Origin of the sequence: Thermodesulfovibrio sp. 3462-1 (assembly GCF_040451425.1) — a bacterium.
Taxonomy (GTDB): domain Bacteria; phylum Nitrospirota; class Thermodesulfovibrionia; order Thermodesulfovibrionales; family Thermodesulfovibrionaceae; genus Thermodesulfovibrio; species Thermodesulfovibrio obliviosus.
Genome location: NZ_CP144374.1, coordinates 111,140 through 128,168, shown reverse-complemented (window position 1 = coordinate 128,168; position 17,029 = coordinate 111,140). Strand labels below are relative to the sequence as shown.

General features: G+C 34.9%; 12 protein-coding genes. 1 reads left to right on the top strand and 11 read right to left on the bottom strand.

Annotated features, from left to right (window positions below; translation table 11 throughout):
• Positions 1 to 8: 8 nt before the first annotated feature.
• Complete coding sequence (locus tag V4D31_RS00595) at positions 9 to 1,016, bottom strand: hydrogenase small subunit (RefSeq protein WP_353686308.1); 1,008 nt, start codon at positions 1,014 to 1,016, stop codon at positions 9 to 11.
• 337 nt (positions 1,017 to 1,353) lie between these two features.
• Here V4D31_RS00595 and V4D31_RS00590 point away from each other — a divergent pair, with 337 nt between their 5' ends.
• Positions 1,354 to 1,539 (top strand): twin-arginine translocase TatA/TatE family subunit, encoded by a 186-nt coding sequence (locus V4D31_RS00590; RefSeq protein WP_353686307.1) that lies wholly within the window; start codon positions 1,354 to 1,356, stop codon positions 1,537 to 1,539.
• On the opposite strand, the gene V4D31_RS00585 is transcribed toward V4D31_RS00590, so the two are convergent.
• The 10 genes from V4D31_RS00585 to gyrA all read right to left on the bottom strand — a co-directional run bounded on the left by V4D31_RS00585 (position 1,536) and on the right by gyrA (position 16,996).
• Positions 1,536 to 2,054 carry a phosphatase PAP2 family protein gene (locus V4D31_RS00585; RefSeq protein WP_353686306.1) on the bottom strand — a complete coding sequence of 173 codons (519 nt, stop codon included), beginning with the start codon at positions 2,052 to 2,054 and terminating at the stop codon, positions 1,536 to 1,538. The two genes, V4D31_RS00590 and V4D31_RS00585, sit on opposite strands and share 4 nt — an antisense overlap.
• A 61-nt stretch (positions 2,055 to 2,115) precedes the next feature.
• On the bottom strand, positions 2,116 to 3,660 hold the full coding sequence (locus tag V4D31_RS00580; protein ID WP_353686305.1) for a glycosyltransferase family 39 protein: 1,545 nt from the start codon (positions 3,658 to 3,660) through the stop codon (positions 2,116 to 2,118).
• Positions 3,653 to 5,557, bottom strand: a complete 1,905-nt coding sequence (gene glgB / locus V4D31_RS00575; RefSeq protein ID WP_353686304.1) for a 1,4-alpha-glucan branching protein GlgB — start codon at positions 5,555 to 5,557, stop codon at positions 3,653 to 3,655. Before glgB ends, V4D31_RS00580 begins: the two co-directional genes overlap by 8 nt.
• Complete coding sequence (locus tag V4D31_RS00570; RefSeq protein ID WP_353686303.1) at positions 5,542 to 6,114, bottom strand: cation:proton antiporter; 573 nt, start codon at positions 6,112 to 6,114, stop codon at positions 5,542 to 5,544. Before V4D31_RS00570 ends, glgB begins: the two co-directional genes overlap by 16 nt.
• Positions 6,114 to 7,640 carry a YifB family Mg chelatase-like AAA ATPase gene (locus V4D31_RS00565; protein ID WP_353686302.1) on the bottom strand — a complete coding sequence of 509 codons (1,527 nt, stop codon included), beginning with the start codon at positions 7,638 to 7,640 and terminating at the stop codon, positions 6,114 to 6,116. The genes V4D31_RS00570 and V4D31_RS00565 overlap by 1 nt, the downstream gene beginning before the upstream one ends.
• Positions 7,585 to 8,523: a TIGR01212 family radical SAM protein gene (locus V4D31_RS00560; protein WP_353686301.1), complete on the bottom strand. Its 939-nt coding sequence runs from the start codon at positions 8,521 to 8,523 to the stop codon at positions 7,585 to 7,587. The genes V4D31_RS00565 and V4D31_RS00560 overlap by 56 nt, the downstream gene beginning before the upstream one ends.
• Positions 8,524 to 8,593: 70 nt before the next feature.
• Positions 8,594 to 10,432, bottom strand: a complete 1,839-nt coding sequence (locus V4D31_RS00555) for a putative nucleotidyltransferase substrate binding domain-containing protein (protein ID WP_353686300.1) — start codon at positions 10,430 to 10,432, stop codon at positions 8,594 to 8,596.
• A 57-nt stretch (positions 10,433 to 10,489) separates the two neighbouring features.
• Positions 10,490 to 11,842 carry a sigma-54 dependent transcriptional regulator gene (locus V4D31_RS00550; protein ID WP_353686299.1) on the bottom strand — a complete coding sequence of 451 codons (1,353 nt, stop codon included), beginning with the start codon at positions 11,840 to 11,842 and terminating at the stop codon, positions 10,490 to 10,492.
• Positions 11,839 to 14,535 (bottom strand): bifunctional acetate--CoA ligase family protein/GNAT family N-acetyltransferase, encoded by a 2,697-nt coding sequence (locus tag V4D31_RS00545; protein WP_353686298.1) that lies wholly within the window; start codon positions 14,533 to 14,535, stop codon positions 11,839 to 11,841. Before V4D31_RS00545 ends, V4D31_RS00550 begins: the two co-directional genes overlap by 4 nt.
• Positions 14,522 to 16,996: a DNA gyrase subunit A gene (gene gyrA, locus V4D31_RS00540; RefSeq protein ID WP_353686297.1), complete on the bottom strand. Its 2,475-nt coding sequence runs from the start codon at positions 16,994 to 16,996 to the stop codon at positions 14,522 to 14,524. The genes V4D31_RS00545 and gyrA overlap by 14 nt, the downstream gene beginning before the upstream one ends.
• Positions 16,997 to 17,029: the final 33 nt, after the last annotated feature.

Here is a 17,029-nt window from a genome sequence, read left to right as displayed (position 1 = left end):
TTTATAATTTATTCTGTTTTTACTTTATTTATTATACCAGCCATTGCAGCAAGACCAACTGCTTTAGCATAGAAGGTATTTTTTTCTGCTTCTGCATAAAGATTATTATCCCAGAACTTTGGCTCTGAACAACCGATACAAGGATGTCCTGCCATAACAGGCCAGCTTACTCCTTCGTTCCACCTTATTGTTGGACAGTTATGATTTGTAAAAGGACCTTTACAGCCCATTTCAAACAAACACCAACCCTGTCTGTGACCTTTGTCTCCCCATGCTTTTACAAACTCACCTGAATCAAAATGTCCTCTTCTTTCACAATTGTCATGAATAAGCTTTCCATAAGCAAAAAGAGGTCTCTTGAGTTTGTCAACAGCTGGCAGTTTTCCGAATGTGAGGAAGTAAACAACAGTGGCTGTAAAGTTTTCCACATTAAGCGGACATCCTGGCAGATTAATAACTGGTTTGTCTTTAATGATATCCATTACTCCTACAGCACCTGTTGGATTTGGCTTTGCTGCTGGAACACCTCCAAAGCATGCACAGTTTCCAACAGCAATTACTGCCATTGCATCTTTGCATACTTCTTTGATAAGATCAATGGCTGATTTTCCACCAATTGTGCAGTAAACTCCACCATCCTTTAATGGAATCGCACCTTCAACTACAACAAGGTATTTACCTTTGTAGTTCTTAATTGCATCATGCAGTGATTTTTCTGCCTGGAATCCTGCTGCAGCCATGATTGTCTCATGATACTCAAGAGAAATCACATCAAGAACAATCTGTCCAATTGTTGGTTTTGAAGCTCTCAAAATGCTTTCAGAACATCCTGCACAGTCCTGATACTCAAGCCATACTACAACGGGTTTTTGTTTCTTCTCGATTGCTTCTGCAATCTTTGGAACAAAGGAAGAGGAAAGACCTAATACTGCTGCAGTAGAAGCACAAAACTTCAGGAAGTCTCTTCTTGAGACCCCTTTACGCACCAATCCTTCATAGATTGTTTCTCTTTCCATACATGCCCCCCGAAAAATTTTTTCTTGTATAAAAGTCTATATATTTTTTTTTAATTTGTCAAGTAGCCGAATTGCCTCATATAAAAATCTATTCAAAAAAGGTAAAAATTCATTTCGAATAGATTTTTATATGAGGCAATAAGTCTCCTGAAATTATCATCAGGAAATTATTGTGTTGAGCGAAGTTAGAGATTTTTTGGTAATAGTTTTTAACGATGAGTAAGCCAGAGTAAGTTTTTCTATCAGCCATTTCAAGATTTTTATTTTAATTGAAAAATTAAAAATTATAGTTTAAAATTAAAAAAATTCAGGATTAAAAAATTTAGGAGGGCAAAAGATGCTCAGTTATCAAGACATATTTCTATTTTCAATAATTATAATTGTTCTTTTTGGCTCCTCCAAGCTTCCTGAAATAGGTAAAGGACTCGGAGAAGCCATTAGAGGCTTTAAAAAAGCTGTATCCGATGCTGAAGCATCTAAGGAGGAAGAAAAGACAGTTTCAAAGATTGAAAATAAAAGCTAAGTTAAACTATTTTGCCTTGTTTTGGGTGAAAGTTTAAACAAAACAAACTTTCCTACAAAAATACCAAGAAGTGCTCCTGCCAGAACATCAGAGGGAAAATGTGCAAAATCTTCCACTCTTTCAAAGCCAACCCATGTAGCAAATATATAAAAAAGATATCGAACTTTTGGGTAATAATGAGAAAATACTGATGCAAGCATAAAAGCGAAAGTAGTATGCCCTGAAGGGAAAGAAGAGTATAAATAATTTAAAGAAGGACCTGCAAAAAATGGATCAAAACCAAGTTTTGGTCGTGCTCTTCCTATTAAGTGTTTTATTTGGATAACAATTAAAACACCAGCAATACCGTAAGCCAGGGATCTGCCAATTTCTTTCTTTGCCAGTAAACTGTAGATTGTGAAAATGGAAACTACTAAAAAAGCACCTTTATACACAAAATCCATTACAGCATCCAGTTCCTCTAAAAATTGATAAAAGTTGAAATAACTTTGCTGAAAATTTTTTATAAATAACATTATATCCTTATCAAAAAAAAATATAAATAAGGGAATAAGCAAAACAGACAACCAAAGATTTTTAGCCCGACAATGTAAAAATGGCATAATCTCTATCCTCCTTCAACATGTTTAATCCAGTGCTTTTTAAAAATTCTACATCTTTAACTTGAGATATTACAACTATTCTTAGTTTTTGCTGTAAAGTGTCTTTAATTTTTTCAATCAGTTCTTTTTCAGAGTCAATCTTCAGTATTTTTCTGTCTGAATAAAAAGAAATACTTGGCTTGTTTATTTTGTATGTAATTAAAATATCATTTTTCTGTAGAATCTGTTTAGCATAAATACTATATTTATAAAGCGTTCCCTGCATATATTCATTTATGGCAGGCAAAACTTTTATTGAAGTAGCTAAAATTAAACTGAAACTCAAGCCTGCGAATAACATAAATACTTTTTTCCTTGTTAATAATGCATAGATGCTTATTATGGTAAATAAGCTCATTATCAATATCAGTATAGTAAACCAGCTCATATTAAAATAAGGCAAAATGTTCATCACCTTTGTTTTTGCTACGACTAACAAAACAGCAATTAAAATTGAAAAAATTACACAAAAAATATAAGAGATTTTTGAAAAATTTTTATCAATCTCAATCATACCACAGGAAATTAATATTGAGAAAGCAGGAACAGCAGGCAAAATATAATTTGGAAGTTTTGTTGTTGAAAAGGAAAAAAATAAAAAGATAAAACCTGACCAAACTAAAGAAAACTGCACAAGACTGTCTTTTTTTAAATTTTTAAAAGCCTTTATAACAAAAGAAATCCAGGGAAACATTCCGATTATTAAAACAGGTACAAAATAATAAATCGGGCCTCTATGTCCGGATATAACTCCAGTGTACCGCATAAAATGATGCTTTATAAAAAATTGCTCAATAAATTCTTTACCATTTATCAGGATTTGAGCAACGTACCACGGCATTGATATTAAAAGAAAAAGCAAAATCGCACGAAAGTTGTAAAGCTCCTTTAATCCTTTAAAGCTCTTTTTAATGCATAAATAAACTGAAGCGATACCGAGGGGAAAAACTATGCCAATTAATCCTTTTGTAAGAAAAGCAAGGGCAGAAAAAATATAAAATCCGTAAATAAAATTTTTATTCCTGTGAACAGAGAGATAAAAACACATAAGAGTCAGACTGATAAACAAAGTTAAAACCATATCTGTCACTGCTGCATGAGTGTAAACAAAGTAATAAAGAGAAAAAGCAAAAGACACAAGAGCATAAAAAGCCTGTTTGTCATCTTTCAATATACTTAAGAAAAAATAAAGAACAATACACAAAGTAAATCCAGATAAAGCTGAAGGAAATCTTGCAGCAAATTCATTAATTCCGAATATGTTATAAGAAAAAGCCATCAACCAGTAAAAAAGAATTGGTTTGTCATATCTTGGTTCACCATTGTATTTAGGAGTTATCCAGTTTCCGCTCTGAAGCATTTCTTTTGTTGCCTGAGCAAACACTGCTTCATCAACATCAAAAAGTGTTACAGAACCAAGTCTGAACATGGATATAAATAAAATTATTGCAAAAAGAACTTTAAAAACAATTTTATTCATCTTGCCATTTTAAAAATAAAACTCCTAAAGGAGGTAAAGTTAAATTTAAAGAGTAAGGTCTTCCATGTATAGAGAGGTTTTCAGTCATCAATCCTCCCATGTTGCCACAATTGCTTCCTCCATAAAGCTCTGAATCAGTATTTAAAACCTCCTTCCAGTAACCCCTAAAAGGAACTCCTATTCTGTAATTAAATCTCGGAACTGGCGTAAAATTGCATACTACACAGATTAGTTGTTTTGGGTCCCTTCCTTTCCTTAGAAAACTTATTATACTTTGCTCTGCATCAGTAAAATCAATCCATTCAAAACCTGATGGATCAAAGTCAAGCTCATGAAGGGCTGGTTCATTTTTATAAAGATTGTTTAAATCCTTTACCAATCTTTGAATTCCTTGATGCTGAGGATATTCAAGAAGATGCCAATGTAAGCTTTCTTCATGATACCACTCATTGCATTGGGCAAACTCTCCTCCCATAAAAATAAGTTTTTTACCTGGATGGGCATACATGTATCCAAAAAGAAGTCTCAGATTAGCGAATTTTTGCCAGTTGTCTCCAGGCATTTTATTTAAAAGAGAGCCTTTACCATAAACAACTTCATCGTGAGAAAGAGGCAAAACAAAGTTTTCAGAAAAAGCATACCAGATGCTGAAAGCAAGGTTATTGTGATGATATTTTCTGTAAACTGGGTCTTTTGAAAAATAACTCAGTGTGTCATGCATCCATCCCATATTCCACTTCATACCAAAGCCAAGTCCTCCAAGATAGGTGGGGCGGGTCACAAGTGGCCAGGCAGTAGATTCTTCAGCAATTGTCTGAGTATCAGGATATTTTTCATAGACTGTTTCATTACATCTTCTTATGAATTCTATTGCCTCTAAGTTTTCTTTGCCTCCATATTTGTTTGGAATCCATTCTCCTGGAGCCCTTCCATAATCAAGATAAAGCATTGAAGCCACTGCATCAACTCTTAATCCATCAACATGATATTTTTCAAGCCAGAAAATGGCAGAACTTATAAGAAAGTTTCTAACTTCATTTCTTCCATGATTAAAAATGTAGCTGTGCCAATGAGGATGATATCCTTTTTTTGGATCCTGATGTTCATAAAGATAAGTTCCGTCAAAAAAGCTGAGTCCATGACCATCCTGAGGAAAATGAGACGGAACCCAGTCAAGAATTACACCTATCCCATGCTGATGAAGGCTATCAATAAGATACATAAAATCCTGCGGAGTTCCATATCTGCTTGTAGGTGCAAAATATCCAATTGTTTGATATCCCCAGGAACCATAAAAAGGATGCTCCATAACAGGTAAAATTTCAACATGTGTAAATCCCATATCTTTTACATACTTTGGTAACCATTCGGCAAGTTCCCTGTATGTAAGAAATCTATTTCCTTCCTGAGGAACTCTTCTCCATGAGCCAAGATGAACTTCATAAATTGATATTGGCGAGCTAAGGCTATTGTATTTAGCTCTATTTTTCATCCATTCATCATCAGCCCATTTATACTCTAAATCCCAGACTATTGATGCAGTAGCTGGAGGTGTTTCCCAGAAGAAGCTGTAAGGATCTCCTTTTTGAAGATGGTAACCATATTTGGAAATTATATAGTATTTATACTTTGTTCCTTTATCAACGCCAGGAATAAAAGCCTCCCATATACCAGAGCTATCCCAACGTGGAGCAAGAGGATGATTTAGAGACCATCCGTTAAAATCTCCTATAACATAAACTTTTTCAGCATTTGGAGCCCACACAGCAAAATATGTTCCTTTCTGCCCATCAACTTCAATAATATGAGAACCAAGCTTTTCATAAGCATTGAAATGATTTCCTTCTTTAAAAAGATAAATATCAAAATCACTAAAAAGACTTACATTTCTGTCCATTGAAGTTCTCCGTTTTTTTCTTTTTTAGTCCCTTTCACAGATAAACCAGCTAATAACTTGGTTGCGATAGCAACTACTAAAAGGACAGCACTTAAAGCCCAGAGATGTAGTGAGGCAAAATCAATTGCTCTCAAATTAATCTGCAATCCCACATAAACAAAAAATATGGGAGTAAATATCCATATAAGAGGATTAAGCGATTCTTCAATTTTATGGATAATCTCTCTGTCTGTCTGAAAAGCTGCAGCAAGAGCAAAGACAAGAATTATAGCAATAATCACAGGAGGAACAAAATCAAGGGTATTGAGCTTTTTTGTAATAAAGCTTATTAAATAGGCAAAAATTTTGCCTATTATCGGTGCAAAGAGAAAGAATGTTCCAATATAAAGTATTAGAAGCGTAGCAGTGAGAGTTCCTCCAATAAAAAGAGAGCTCATCAATGGGAAATTAAAAATGTAGTAAGATATAACAAATCCAACAATCATAGGAGCTAATGCTCCTGTGATTGCAACAATTGCAGCAGAAAAACCGCCCTGTTTCAAAAGAAGTTTAAACATTAAAAACTTAACCTTTCAAGGCTGCGATATTGAATTGCCTCTGCTACATGTTGAGATTTAATGTTTTCAGAGCCTTCAAGATCAGCTATTGTTCTTGCAACTTTAATTATCTTTGAATGAGCTCTTGCGCTCAATCCTAATTTTTCCATTGCAGACTGTAGCAGACTGTGGCAGTCTTCATTAATCATGCAAAATTTTCTCAAATGTTTTGTTTTCATGTGGGCATTACAGTATATTCCTTCATTTTTAAATCTTTTTAATTGAATTTGTCTTGCTCTTATTACTCTTTCACGCACACTGCTTGAACTTTCTGATGGGGTATCATTTTTCAGCTCCTGATAGTTTACTCTGGGAACTTCAATGTGCATATCAATTCTATCAACAAGAGGACCTGAAACTTTTGAACGATAACGAATTATCATTTGAGGAGTACAACTGCATGGTTTAACACTATCGCCGTAATGTCCGCATGGGCAGGGGTTCATTGCTGCCACTAATAAAAATCTTGAAGGAAACTGCACAGTGGCATAGCTGCGGGCAACAGTTACAAAGCCATCTTCAAGGGGCTGTCTTAAAACTTCTAAGACATTTCTTTTAAACTCTGGAAGCTCATCAAGAAAAAGCACGCCATTATGAGCAAGGGATACTTCTCCAGGTTTTGGAATCTGTCCACCACCAATTAATGCAATATCGCTTGATGAATGATGGGGAGACCTAAAAGGACGCTTTAAAATTAATCCAGCATTATCTGGAAGAAGCCCTGCTACAGAGTGTATCTTTGTTGTCTCAATGGCTTCTTCAACTGTCATAGGTGGCATTATTCCTGGTAGCCTTCTTGCCAACATGCTTTTGCCGCTTCCAGGTGGACCAATAAATAAAATATTATGCCCGCCTGCAGCTGCAATCTCAAGGACTCTTTTTGCCTGAAACTGACCTTTCACATCTGAAAGATCTTCATAATAATTGACATCATCATAAAAATTAATTTCTGTTTTAAAGGGTTTAATGAATTTTTCACCTTTTAAAAAATCCACTGCCTCTTGAAGAGTTTCCACTGGATATGCATCTACATCTTTAACAACTCCTGCCTCGGAAGCATTACTCCTGGGAATTATTATTTTTTTAACTTCTCCGTCCTTTAATTTTGATACAATACATAAAGCTCCTTTTATAGCTCTTACCTTACCTTCAAGGGATAACTCTCCAACAATCAAAAAATCTCTGAGCGACTCCTTTGGAATATGCCCTTCTGCAGCTAAGATTCCTATGGCTATAGGAAGGTCAAATGAAGAGCCTTCTTTTCTCAGGTCTGCTGGTGCAAGATTAACAGTAATCTGTTTTATAGGAAAAGGGAATCCTGTATTTTTAAAAGCAGCTTTTATTCTGTCACGGGATTCTTTGACTGCTGTATCAGGAAGTCCTACAATGTTAAAATGAGGCAGTCCTCTCTGAGCTATATCAACTTCTACATCAACAGCATAAGGCTCTATTCCTAATAGATGAGCACTTTGAACCTTGGCGAGCATTTCTTTCCTCAAGCTTTCTTTCTATGTCATTTAAAATCTGCTGCTTTGTGCGATTCCATCTTGGTGCAATTAAAATTTCATCAGGAGATGTAGCAAAAAGTCTTTGAATTACAATATCCGGGCTAAGTCTTTCGAGAAAATCAACGACAAACTGAAGATACTCTTCATATTCAAAAACTTTGAAAGGATGTTTCTCATAAATACGGGCAAGAACAGTGTTTTTTACCACCTGAAGCTGATGAATTTTGAGAAACTTTATTGGATGACAGTTTATCTCATCTGCCATAGAGAGAGACTCTTCATAAGTTTCAGTTGGAAGACCCACAATTATATGAGCTCCAACAAGAACTCCTTTTTCATGTGTATCATACACTGCTTTAAGAAATGTTGCATAGTCATGGCCTCTATGAATAAATTTTAGAGATTTATCATAAATTGACTGCAATCCATACTCAACAATTATCAAATGAGTTTTTGAAAGCTCTCTGAGGAGTTCAAGTTTTTCCTCATCAACACAATCAGGCCTTGTTCCAATGGCAAGTCCTACAACCTCTGGAAAAGAAAGAGCCTCTTTATAAAGTATCTCAAGTTTTTCAATTGGTGCATAGGTGTTTGTATATGGCTGAAAATAAACAAGAAAAGCTTGAGCCTTGTATTTTCTTTTTATATGCTCTATTCCTTTTGAAATCTGTTGAGTTAAAGAAAGTTCTGGAGTGCAGCTTGGAGGTCTAAAAGAGGCATTATTGCAATAAATGCATCCACCGTATCCCAGAGTTCCGTCCCTGTTTGGGCACGTAAATCCAGCATCTACATTTACTTTGTAGACTTTTTTCCCAAATATTTCTTTAAGATACTCACCAAAGGAATAATAACGCTTCATCATAGTTTTTTCTAATATATTTCAAGTAATTTAGTCAAATCTTGGCATTAAAAGCTGCTGACGCATTTTCCAACTATGAAAAATATCTTAAATTGTATTTATTAAAAAGAAGTCTTTGAAATTCTTCAATCTTTTTGAAAGAGTCTTTTAAAATTCCCTTTTCATTTTTAGAAAGAATATGAGGGTCAATGTAGTTATCAGGAATTTTGCCTTCCTTTATCTGTATAGCCTGTGACCTTAATCTTAAATTCATTAAAAATCTATAGGATTCTTCCAGATCCCGTGCAAATTCTTCTGTAAATATTCCTTTACTTTTTAATTCTCTTATTCTTTCAAAAGTATTCGTTTTAGTTATTTCATTATCAAGGGTTAAAACTCTTACGCCCTGAACAACTGGAAAAATCCCATACTTTTTTATATCGAATTTCCCTTTGTGTTCACCTGATTTTTCAACTATGAAAGTTTTAAAAAAACTTAGAGGTGGCTTAAACTTTACTGCTTCAGAGGCGAGAAAAGGAAGAAAAGTTTTACTTGTTTTTACTTTCTTTTTTACATAATCTCTCAATTCATTCACAAGGGCTTCAGAGCCTGCCACATTTCTGAAATCAAAAAATATACTGATATTTAAAACATTCTCTGGTTTTGGATTTTCAATCCATCGATTTATCTCTTTAAACCAGTCTTGTTTTGTCTTTCTCCAATAAGGATTACTGATCATAACATTTCCAGGACAAGGAGGAAAGCCTATTTTAAGAAGCAGATCAATATAAACTTGAGAGAATTTTTCAAAATATTCCTTCCCACAATCTTCATAAATAAGAGCATTGTCCTGGTCAGTTTTAAGACTTTGCTCTCTTCTTCCTTCTGAACCTATTACCATAATGGTGTATGAACAAGGCGGTGCTCCTACTAAGTTTTCTGTTAGTTGTGAAACTCTTTTCATAAAGTGATCATTTAACTCTGCAATATACTTGCCAATATACTCAGGATCCATTCCAGTTAAAACTCCTTCAACAATGCTGTCCTGTGCAATAGAATATAGATAAGCAAGTTCTTCTGCTGATTTTGCTTTATCAATCTCTTTTATTAGAAAAATTATGTTTTTACTTTCATGGGATATAACTGTTCTGTCATCAAGCACTCCAGTAATAAAATCTCCATCTTTTATTACAAGCTTTCTTATACCATACTTTGCCATTGTAAGAAGAGCATTAAAAAGAGGCTCTGATGAAGACATCTCTATTACTGGAAATGTTGCAATGTCCTTTACCTTAATCTGTTGTGGATTTAAGTCTTTTGCAATAACTTTTTTGATTATGTCCCTTTCTGTAATAATACCAGCTTCGCTGTCCACCTTAACAAGGCAGAAAGTTGAATCTTTCTCTATCATTAATTTTATTGCTTCTTGAAGGATTGTTTCTGAATCAACAATCAAAGGTTCTTTTAATTTTATATCTTTAACTCTTACATTAATAAGTCTTTCCATTTGAAATGAGGTTTTTGTTTGAGGAACTTTGTGAACTCTTTTGGCAAGCTCCTTTGTAAAAAATCTCGCAAATTCATTATATTTTGACAAAAGCTCAAGAAAAATCTTTTTTGGCAACTCTAATAAAGCAGTGCTGTCCTCTACAACTCTTGCTGTAGTAGCAGGAGGAAGTTCGCTCAGCAAAGAAACATAGCCAAAAATGTCTCCTTCTTTTAAATGATAAACCAATTGATTGTCCTTTTCAAGAAAAACTTCTCCTGTAATAACTATGTATAGCCACTCAAGCGGTTTATTGCCTTCTTTAAAGATTACATCTCCTTTTTTATACTCCTTTTTCAGTAAAAATTGAGATAGGTTTTTTATTTCTTCTTCAGGAAGTTTATTAAAAGGATAAGTATTTTTTAGAAATTGAGTTAACTCTTCCATAATTTGAAAAATATTTTACAATCAAAATTCTTAAAATTACCAGTGTTCGCTTAAACTTCATGTCTTGTCTGATGGTCTTGGAAGTCCCAATTTTTTTCTTTTTTCCCATAAAGCCTTTCTTGTTATTCCAAGCATATCTGCAAGCTCCTGCTCAGTGTAGATTGACTGATATTTCAAAATAAATTCCTTTGTAAATTCTTCAATTGAAATAAGAGGAATATCCTTTTTCGTTTCTGAAGTGACTTTCATGTGTCTTACATGCTCTGGAAGATGCTCTGGCTTTATTGTATCTGAGTCAGCAAATACTACTGCCTGCTCTATTACATTTTGAAGCTCTCTTATGTTTCCAGGCCAGGGATATTTAAGCAGAAGCTGGATTGTCTGTGGATCAATTTTTCTAATATCTTTTTCCATCTTTATGGCAAATTTTCTCATAAAATGATATGCAAGAATTTCTATATCTTTCCCTCTTTCTCTGAGAGGAGGAATATGAAGTGTTATCACATTCAGCCTAAAAAAAAGGTCTTCTCTAAATTTACCTTCCCTTACCTCTTCTAAAAGGTCTTTATTTGTAGCTGAAATAAATCTAATATCAACCTTTTTAGTTGTAACACTGCCAAGTGGGCGAATTTCCTTGTCTTCAATCACTCTCAAAAGTTTTGCCTGTAGCCCCAGTGGCATATCGCCAATTTCATCAAGAAACACTGTACCTCCGTCTGCTATTTCAAGAAGTCCTTTTTTATCAAAGGTAGCGCCAGTGAATGCTCCTTTTACAAAACCAAATAGTTCACTTTCAAGAAGATTCTCAGGCAGACTGGCACAATTAATTGCTACAAAGGTTTTTTTCTTTCTGTAACTTGCTTCATGAATTACTCTCGCAAAAAGCTCTTTTCCTGTACCTGTCTCTCCAAGGAGTAAAACATTGGTTGGAGTATTTGCTATTTTTTTAATTTTTTCAAGCAAAAGTTTAATTTCCACTGATTCACCGATTATTGAAAAAAATTCTTCCTCAGATGTTGAAGGAGTTTTTTCAATTTCCTTTAAATCAGGTTTTCTTGTTATTTCCTTACAAGATTTCAGCACCTCATCATAAACAAATGGTTTTACAAGATAATCATCAACTTTGAGTTTCAATGCTTTAAGAGCAGAGTTTACTGATGGATAGGATGTAGTAACAATAGTTTTTACTAAAGGATTTAAAGATTTAATCTTACTTACAAATTCTAAACCATCTCCATCAGGAAGTTCTATTTCAACAATTACAAAATCATGAATATAGGATGCATAAGCATCTATTGCTTCCTGAAAAGTTGCTGCAGTATCCACAGTAAATTTATGTTTTCTAAGATAATTGCTTAAGCTCTCCCGTAAACTGCCATCTGCATCTACTATAAGAATTCTCTCATTCATGAAACTGTATCAAGATTTAAAACTACTTTAACACTGTCTTCTTCAACATGATGTTTTTTAAAGCCTAATCTATCTGAAAGTCCGAGCATATAAGTATTTATTTTTAAAATATCCATCCAGATTCTTTTTACGCCTAAATCCCTCGCAACCTCAATAGCATAACTGCAAAGTGCTTTTCCAACTCCTTTGCCCTGCCATGCATCTTCAACCAGTATCGCCATTTCAGCATCTGTGCCATCAGGATCCTTTGAAAGCCTCACATCTGCTACAATCTTTTCCTCCTCACCATCCTTAATAACGCACACAAAGGCAAGTTCTCTATCATAGTCAACATGACAGAATCTAACCAAATTTTCATGTCTCAAATCAATTGCTCTCTGGAAAAATCTTAAACTTATTGTTCTTTCTGAACACCTTCCAAGCAAAGCTGCAATAAGAGATTCATCTTCAGCCTTAATGGGCCTAACAATTGCCTTTGTTCCATCCTTCAATTCCACTTCTTTATAAAGATGCACTGGGTACGGACATATACTCAGGTGGGGCGGGCAAAACTCTCCCTTAATCACTGCCTTTTTCTTTGGTGCTGTTTTATCAAGAATTATGCTACAGTCAAGGGCAAATATATCTGAATCAGTGATAAATATGGGATTAATGTCAAATTCCTTTATCTGGGGGAAGTCTGATATAAGATAAGAAAATTTTACCACAGTCTCTTCAAGCCTGCGTAAAATATCTTCATAATAGAAGTATTTTTTAAGGTAAAGATAAATTTTTGTCTCTTCCATCAATCTCTTTGCAAGAGTCTGGTTAAGAGGGGGAAGACCTATTGAGTAATCTTCAAGTGCTTCAAGAAGATTGCCTCCTGTACCAAATAAAATTACTGAGCCAAAGGTTGGATCCTTTTTGGCTCCGAGAGCAATTTCGTATCCATATGTTATGACCATTGGTTGAACAATAACAGAAGCATCAGGGTCTCCATGCTCTGTAGCCAAATTTTTAAGCCATTTAAATCCTTCAGTAGCTTCTAATTCGTCTCTTATATCAAGAATTACTCCACCTTTTTTGAATTTGTGAATTATCTTAGGTGTATCTATTTTTAAAACAATTGGATATCCTATTTCAGTTATTGCCTTTTTCAGTTCTTCTAAGGTATTAGCTCTCTTTGTTAAAATTACAGGAATTCCGTAAGCAGAAAGAATTTCTGAGGCTTCAAAGAATGTGGGGATAGACCTTCCTTCTGAAATTGCCTTTTCTATTACGCTGTCTGCTTTTTCAGTATCAAATTTAATATCTTTAAGAATTGTCTGAGGAGTCTCAAGAAGCAGCTTCAGGTTAAAATCATAACGATACATGTACATAAATGTTCTTACTGCTTGCTCAGGAGTTACAAAAGTAGGAATCCCATGTGCATTAAGCAATTCCCTTGCTTCATTAACCAGTGCTGCACCCATCCAGTTGGTAAGCACAGGTTTGTATGGATTCTCTTTTACTATTTTTATAACTCTCTGAGCTGTTTCAACAGGCTCTGTTCCCAGGGATGGAGTCAGCATTACTAATACTGCATCTACATTTTTATCTTTTATTACTATTCTCAAAGCCTTTTCATAGTGGTCAGGTGTTGCATCTGAAACTAAGTCTAAAGGATTTCTAATAAAACGAGTAGATACATTGCCTTCAAGTTCTTTTATTGTCTGTTCTGAAAACTCAGCAAGTTGGCCTCCAAGCCTTAAAAGGCTGTCAACAGCACTAACAGCTGGAGCACCAGCATTTGTAATTATTGCAAGTCTGTTGCCTCTTGGCCTCCGTTGCTTTGAAAGAGTCTCTGTAATATAAAACATGTCAAGTGTTTCATCAACCCTTACAGCGCCAGCTCTTTTAAAAGCAGCATCATAAACTTTGTCTTCACCTGCAAGAAGTCCTGAGTGAGTGAGTGCAACTTCAAGTGATTCAACAAATTTTCCTGATTTTACTATAACTATAGGCTTTGAAAAAGCAAAAGATCTAGCAGAAGTCATAAACTTCCTTCCATTTTTAATGGACTGCATATATATGACAATTGCTCTTGTAGAGGGGTCAACACCGAAAAAATCTATAAGATCAGCAAAGTCTATGTCTATGTCAGAACCGAGAGAGACAAAATAACTGAAACCAATATTTTTATCAGCAGCTCTATCTAAAAGGGCAACTGAAAGGGTTGCACTCTGTGCTATCAATGCAATATTGCCCTTATTAAGTCTTCTTCTGAAGAGGCTCACATTTAAATTTATCCCTGGTCTGATAAAACCAAGAGTATTTGGACCTAGAAGTCTGAAACCATATTTTCTGTGAATTTCCTCTATCTTTTCCTCAAGATGCATTGCTTCTTTGATCTTTGTTCTAAAATCAGGACAAAGCAAGATAACTCCTTTAACTCCTTTTTGCCCGCACTCTTCAAGAACATTCAGAATGCCTGTGCCACATTCTTCTGCCAGAACAACAAGGTCAATTTCCTTTGAAATGTCACTCAGGCTCTTGTATGCTTCAACTCCTTGAACAGAATCTGTCTGTGAATTTACAGGATAAACAATCCCTCTGTATCCCTCACCAATAAGGTTTCTAAAAACTGTGTAGCCAATACTTCCAAGTCTGTCATTAGCTCCAATTACTGCAATTCTTTTCGGATTAAAAAAATATTCAAGATTATAGATTGACATTTTCTTCTCCTTCTAAAATTCTGCCAACACTTACTACCCTGTCATCTTGAGAAAGGTCTATCAATCTAACACCTGTTGTAGCTCTTCCCTGTGTTGTAATCTGAGAAACTTTAAGTCTGATTATTTTGCTACTGCTACATATAATAATTTCATCAGAATCTTTTACTTGTAAAGAAGAAACAACATCTCCAGTTTTTGGTGAAAGCTTGATATTTTTTACTCCTGAGCCTCCTCTGTGCTGAAGCCTGTATTCTTCAATTGGTGTTTTCTTGCCAATTCCTTTTTCTGTAATCGTAAGAACATAAGAGCCTTCAGATACCACATCTGCAGATACCACTTCATCGCCCTGCTCTGAGAATCTTATTCCAATTACACCTCGTGCTATTCTTCCAGTTGGTCTTACATCTTTTTCATCAAATCTTATTGACATCCCTTTTTTGGTCGCAATTATTAGATGATTCTGCCCATCTGTCTTTACCACTGAAATTAATTCATCTGCCTCTTCAAGGTCTATTGCAATAACACCTCTACTGCGTATGTTTTTAAATTCTTCAAGAGATGTTTTCTTAACAAATCCCTTTTTTGTAAACATCGCAAGGAAACCCTGTTCAAGGTCTTTGCATATCAGAGCAGTGGTAATTTTTTCTCCTTCACTCAATGGTAATAGATTGATAATTGCTTTTCCGCGAGAAAGTCTTCCTGTCTCTGGAATTTGATAGACTTTAAGACAGTAGACTCTGCCAAAATTACTGAAAAATAGAATATGATCATGGGTTGAACCAACCAGCACATCATTGAGATAGTCATCTGACACTGTTTCCATGGGAGTAAGTCCTTTACCGCCTCTTTTCTGACTGCGATAATCAGAAAGAGATGTTCTTTTAATATAGCCAAGATGAGTAAGTGTGATTACCATATCTTCCTGCGCAATGAGATCTTCCACATTTATTTGCTTTGTTTCAGCTACTATCTGGGTTCTTCTGTCATCACCATATTTTTGTTTGATTTCAATAAGTTCATCCCTAATAATTTCTCTTACAAGAGTATCATTTTCAAGTATTGCTTTGAGGCGTTCAATTTCTTTCAGCACTGCCTCATAGTCCTGAATTATTTTTTCTCTTTCAAGTCCTGTAAGTCTCTGCAGCCTCATATCAAGTATTGCCTGTGCCTGAGTATCTGTTAAAGGAAATCTGCTCATAAGACGAATTTTAGCTTCTTCTGGATTTTGTGATTTTCTTATAATGGAAATGACTTCATCAAGATTTTCAACAGCAATTTTTAATCCAAGTAAAATATGAGCTTGGTGTTCTGCTTTCTTTAAATCAAAGGCTGTTCTTTTAAGAACAACATCTTTTCTGTGCTTAAGAAATTCCCATAAAGATTCTTTAAGATTTAAAATTCTTGGTTGTCCATCAACAATAGCAAGCATTATGGCACCAAAGGTGGTCTCCATCTGGGTATGTTTGTAAAGATTATTTAAAATTATCTCGGGCATTTCACCTTTTTTGAGCTCAAGAACAACTCTTATACCTTCCCTGTTTGACTCATCTCTTATTTCAGTTATACCTTCAATCTTTTTTTCTCTTACAAGTTCTGCAATCTTTTCAATAAGCTTCGCTTTGTTTACCTGATAAGGAATCTCTGTTATTACAATTCTTTCTTTAACTGCTTTGCCTTCTGGTTCAAAAATGGAGGTTTCCTTAAGTTTTTTACTTTTTGTTTCCCTTTCAATTTTAACCTTTGCCCTTATTTTAATAAGTCCTCTGCCTGTTAAATAAAGGTCTCTAATTCCTTCTACTCCGTAAATTATTCCACCTGTTGGGAAATCAGGACCTTTTACAAAATTCATGAGTTCTTCTAATGAAATCTGAGGATTCTCAAGAAGTTTGATCAATGCATCTATAATCTCATTGAGATTATGAGGTGGTATATTTGTTGCCATTCCTACTGCTATTCCTGAAGAGCCGTTTATAAGAAGATTTGGAATACGGGCAGGAAGAACAAGAGGTTCTTCAGTGGTTGCATCAAAATTTGGAATAAATGGAACTGTTTCCTTATCAATGTCCTGGAGAAGTTCTTCAGCTATCTTTGTAAGTCTTGCTTCTGTATAACGATATGCTGCTGGAGGGTCTCCATCAATAGAACCAAAATTACCCTGCCCATCAATTAAAGGATACCGCATGTTAAAGTCCTGTGCAAGCCTGACTAAAGCATCATAAACAGCCTGATCTCCATGGGGGTGATATTTTTTTAAAACCTCGCCAACAACACCAGCACACTTTGAATACTTTTTTCCGGCAAGAAGCCCTTCTCTAAACATGGCATAAAGAATTCTACGCTGCACAGGTTTAAGCCCGTCTCTCACATCAGGTAAGGCTCTACCAATAATTACGCTCATGGCGTAATCAAGGTAGCTTGTTTTCATTTCATCTTCAATATTAACTTTTAAAACATTTGGCATACTTGCTCCTTTTTGTAATCTTCTGATATATGA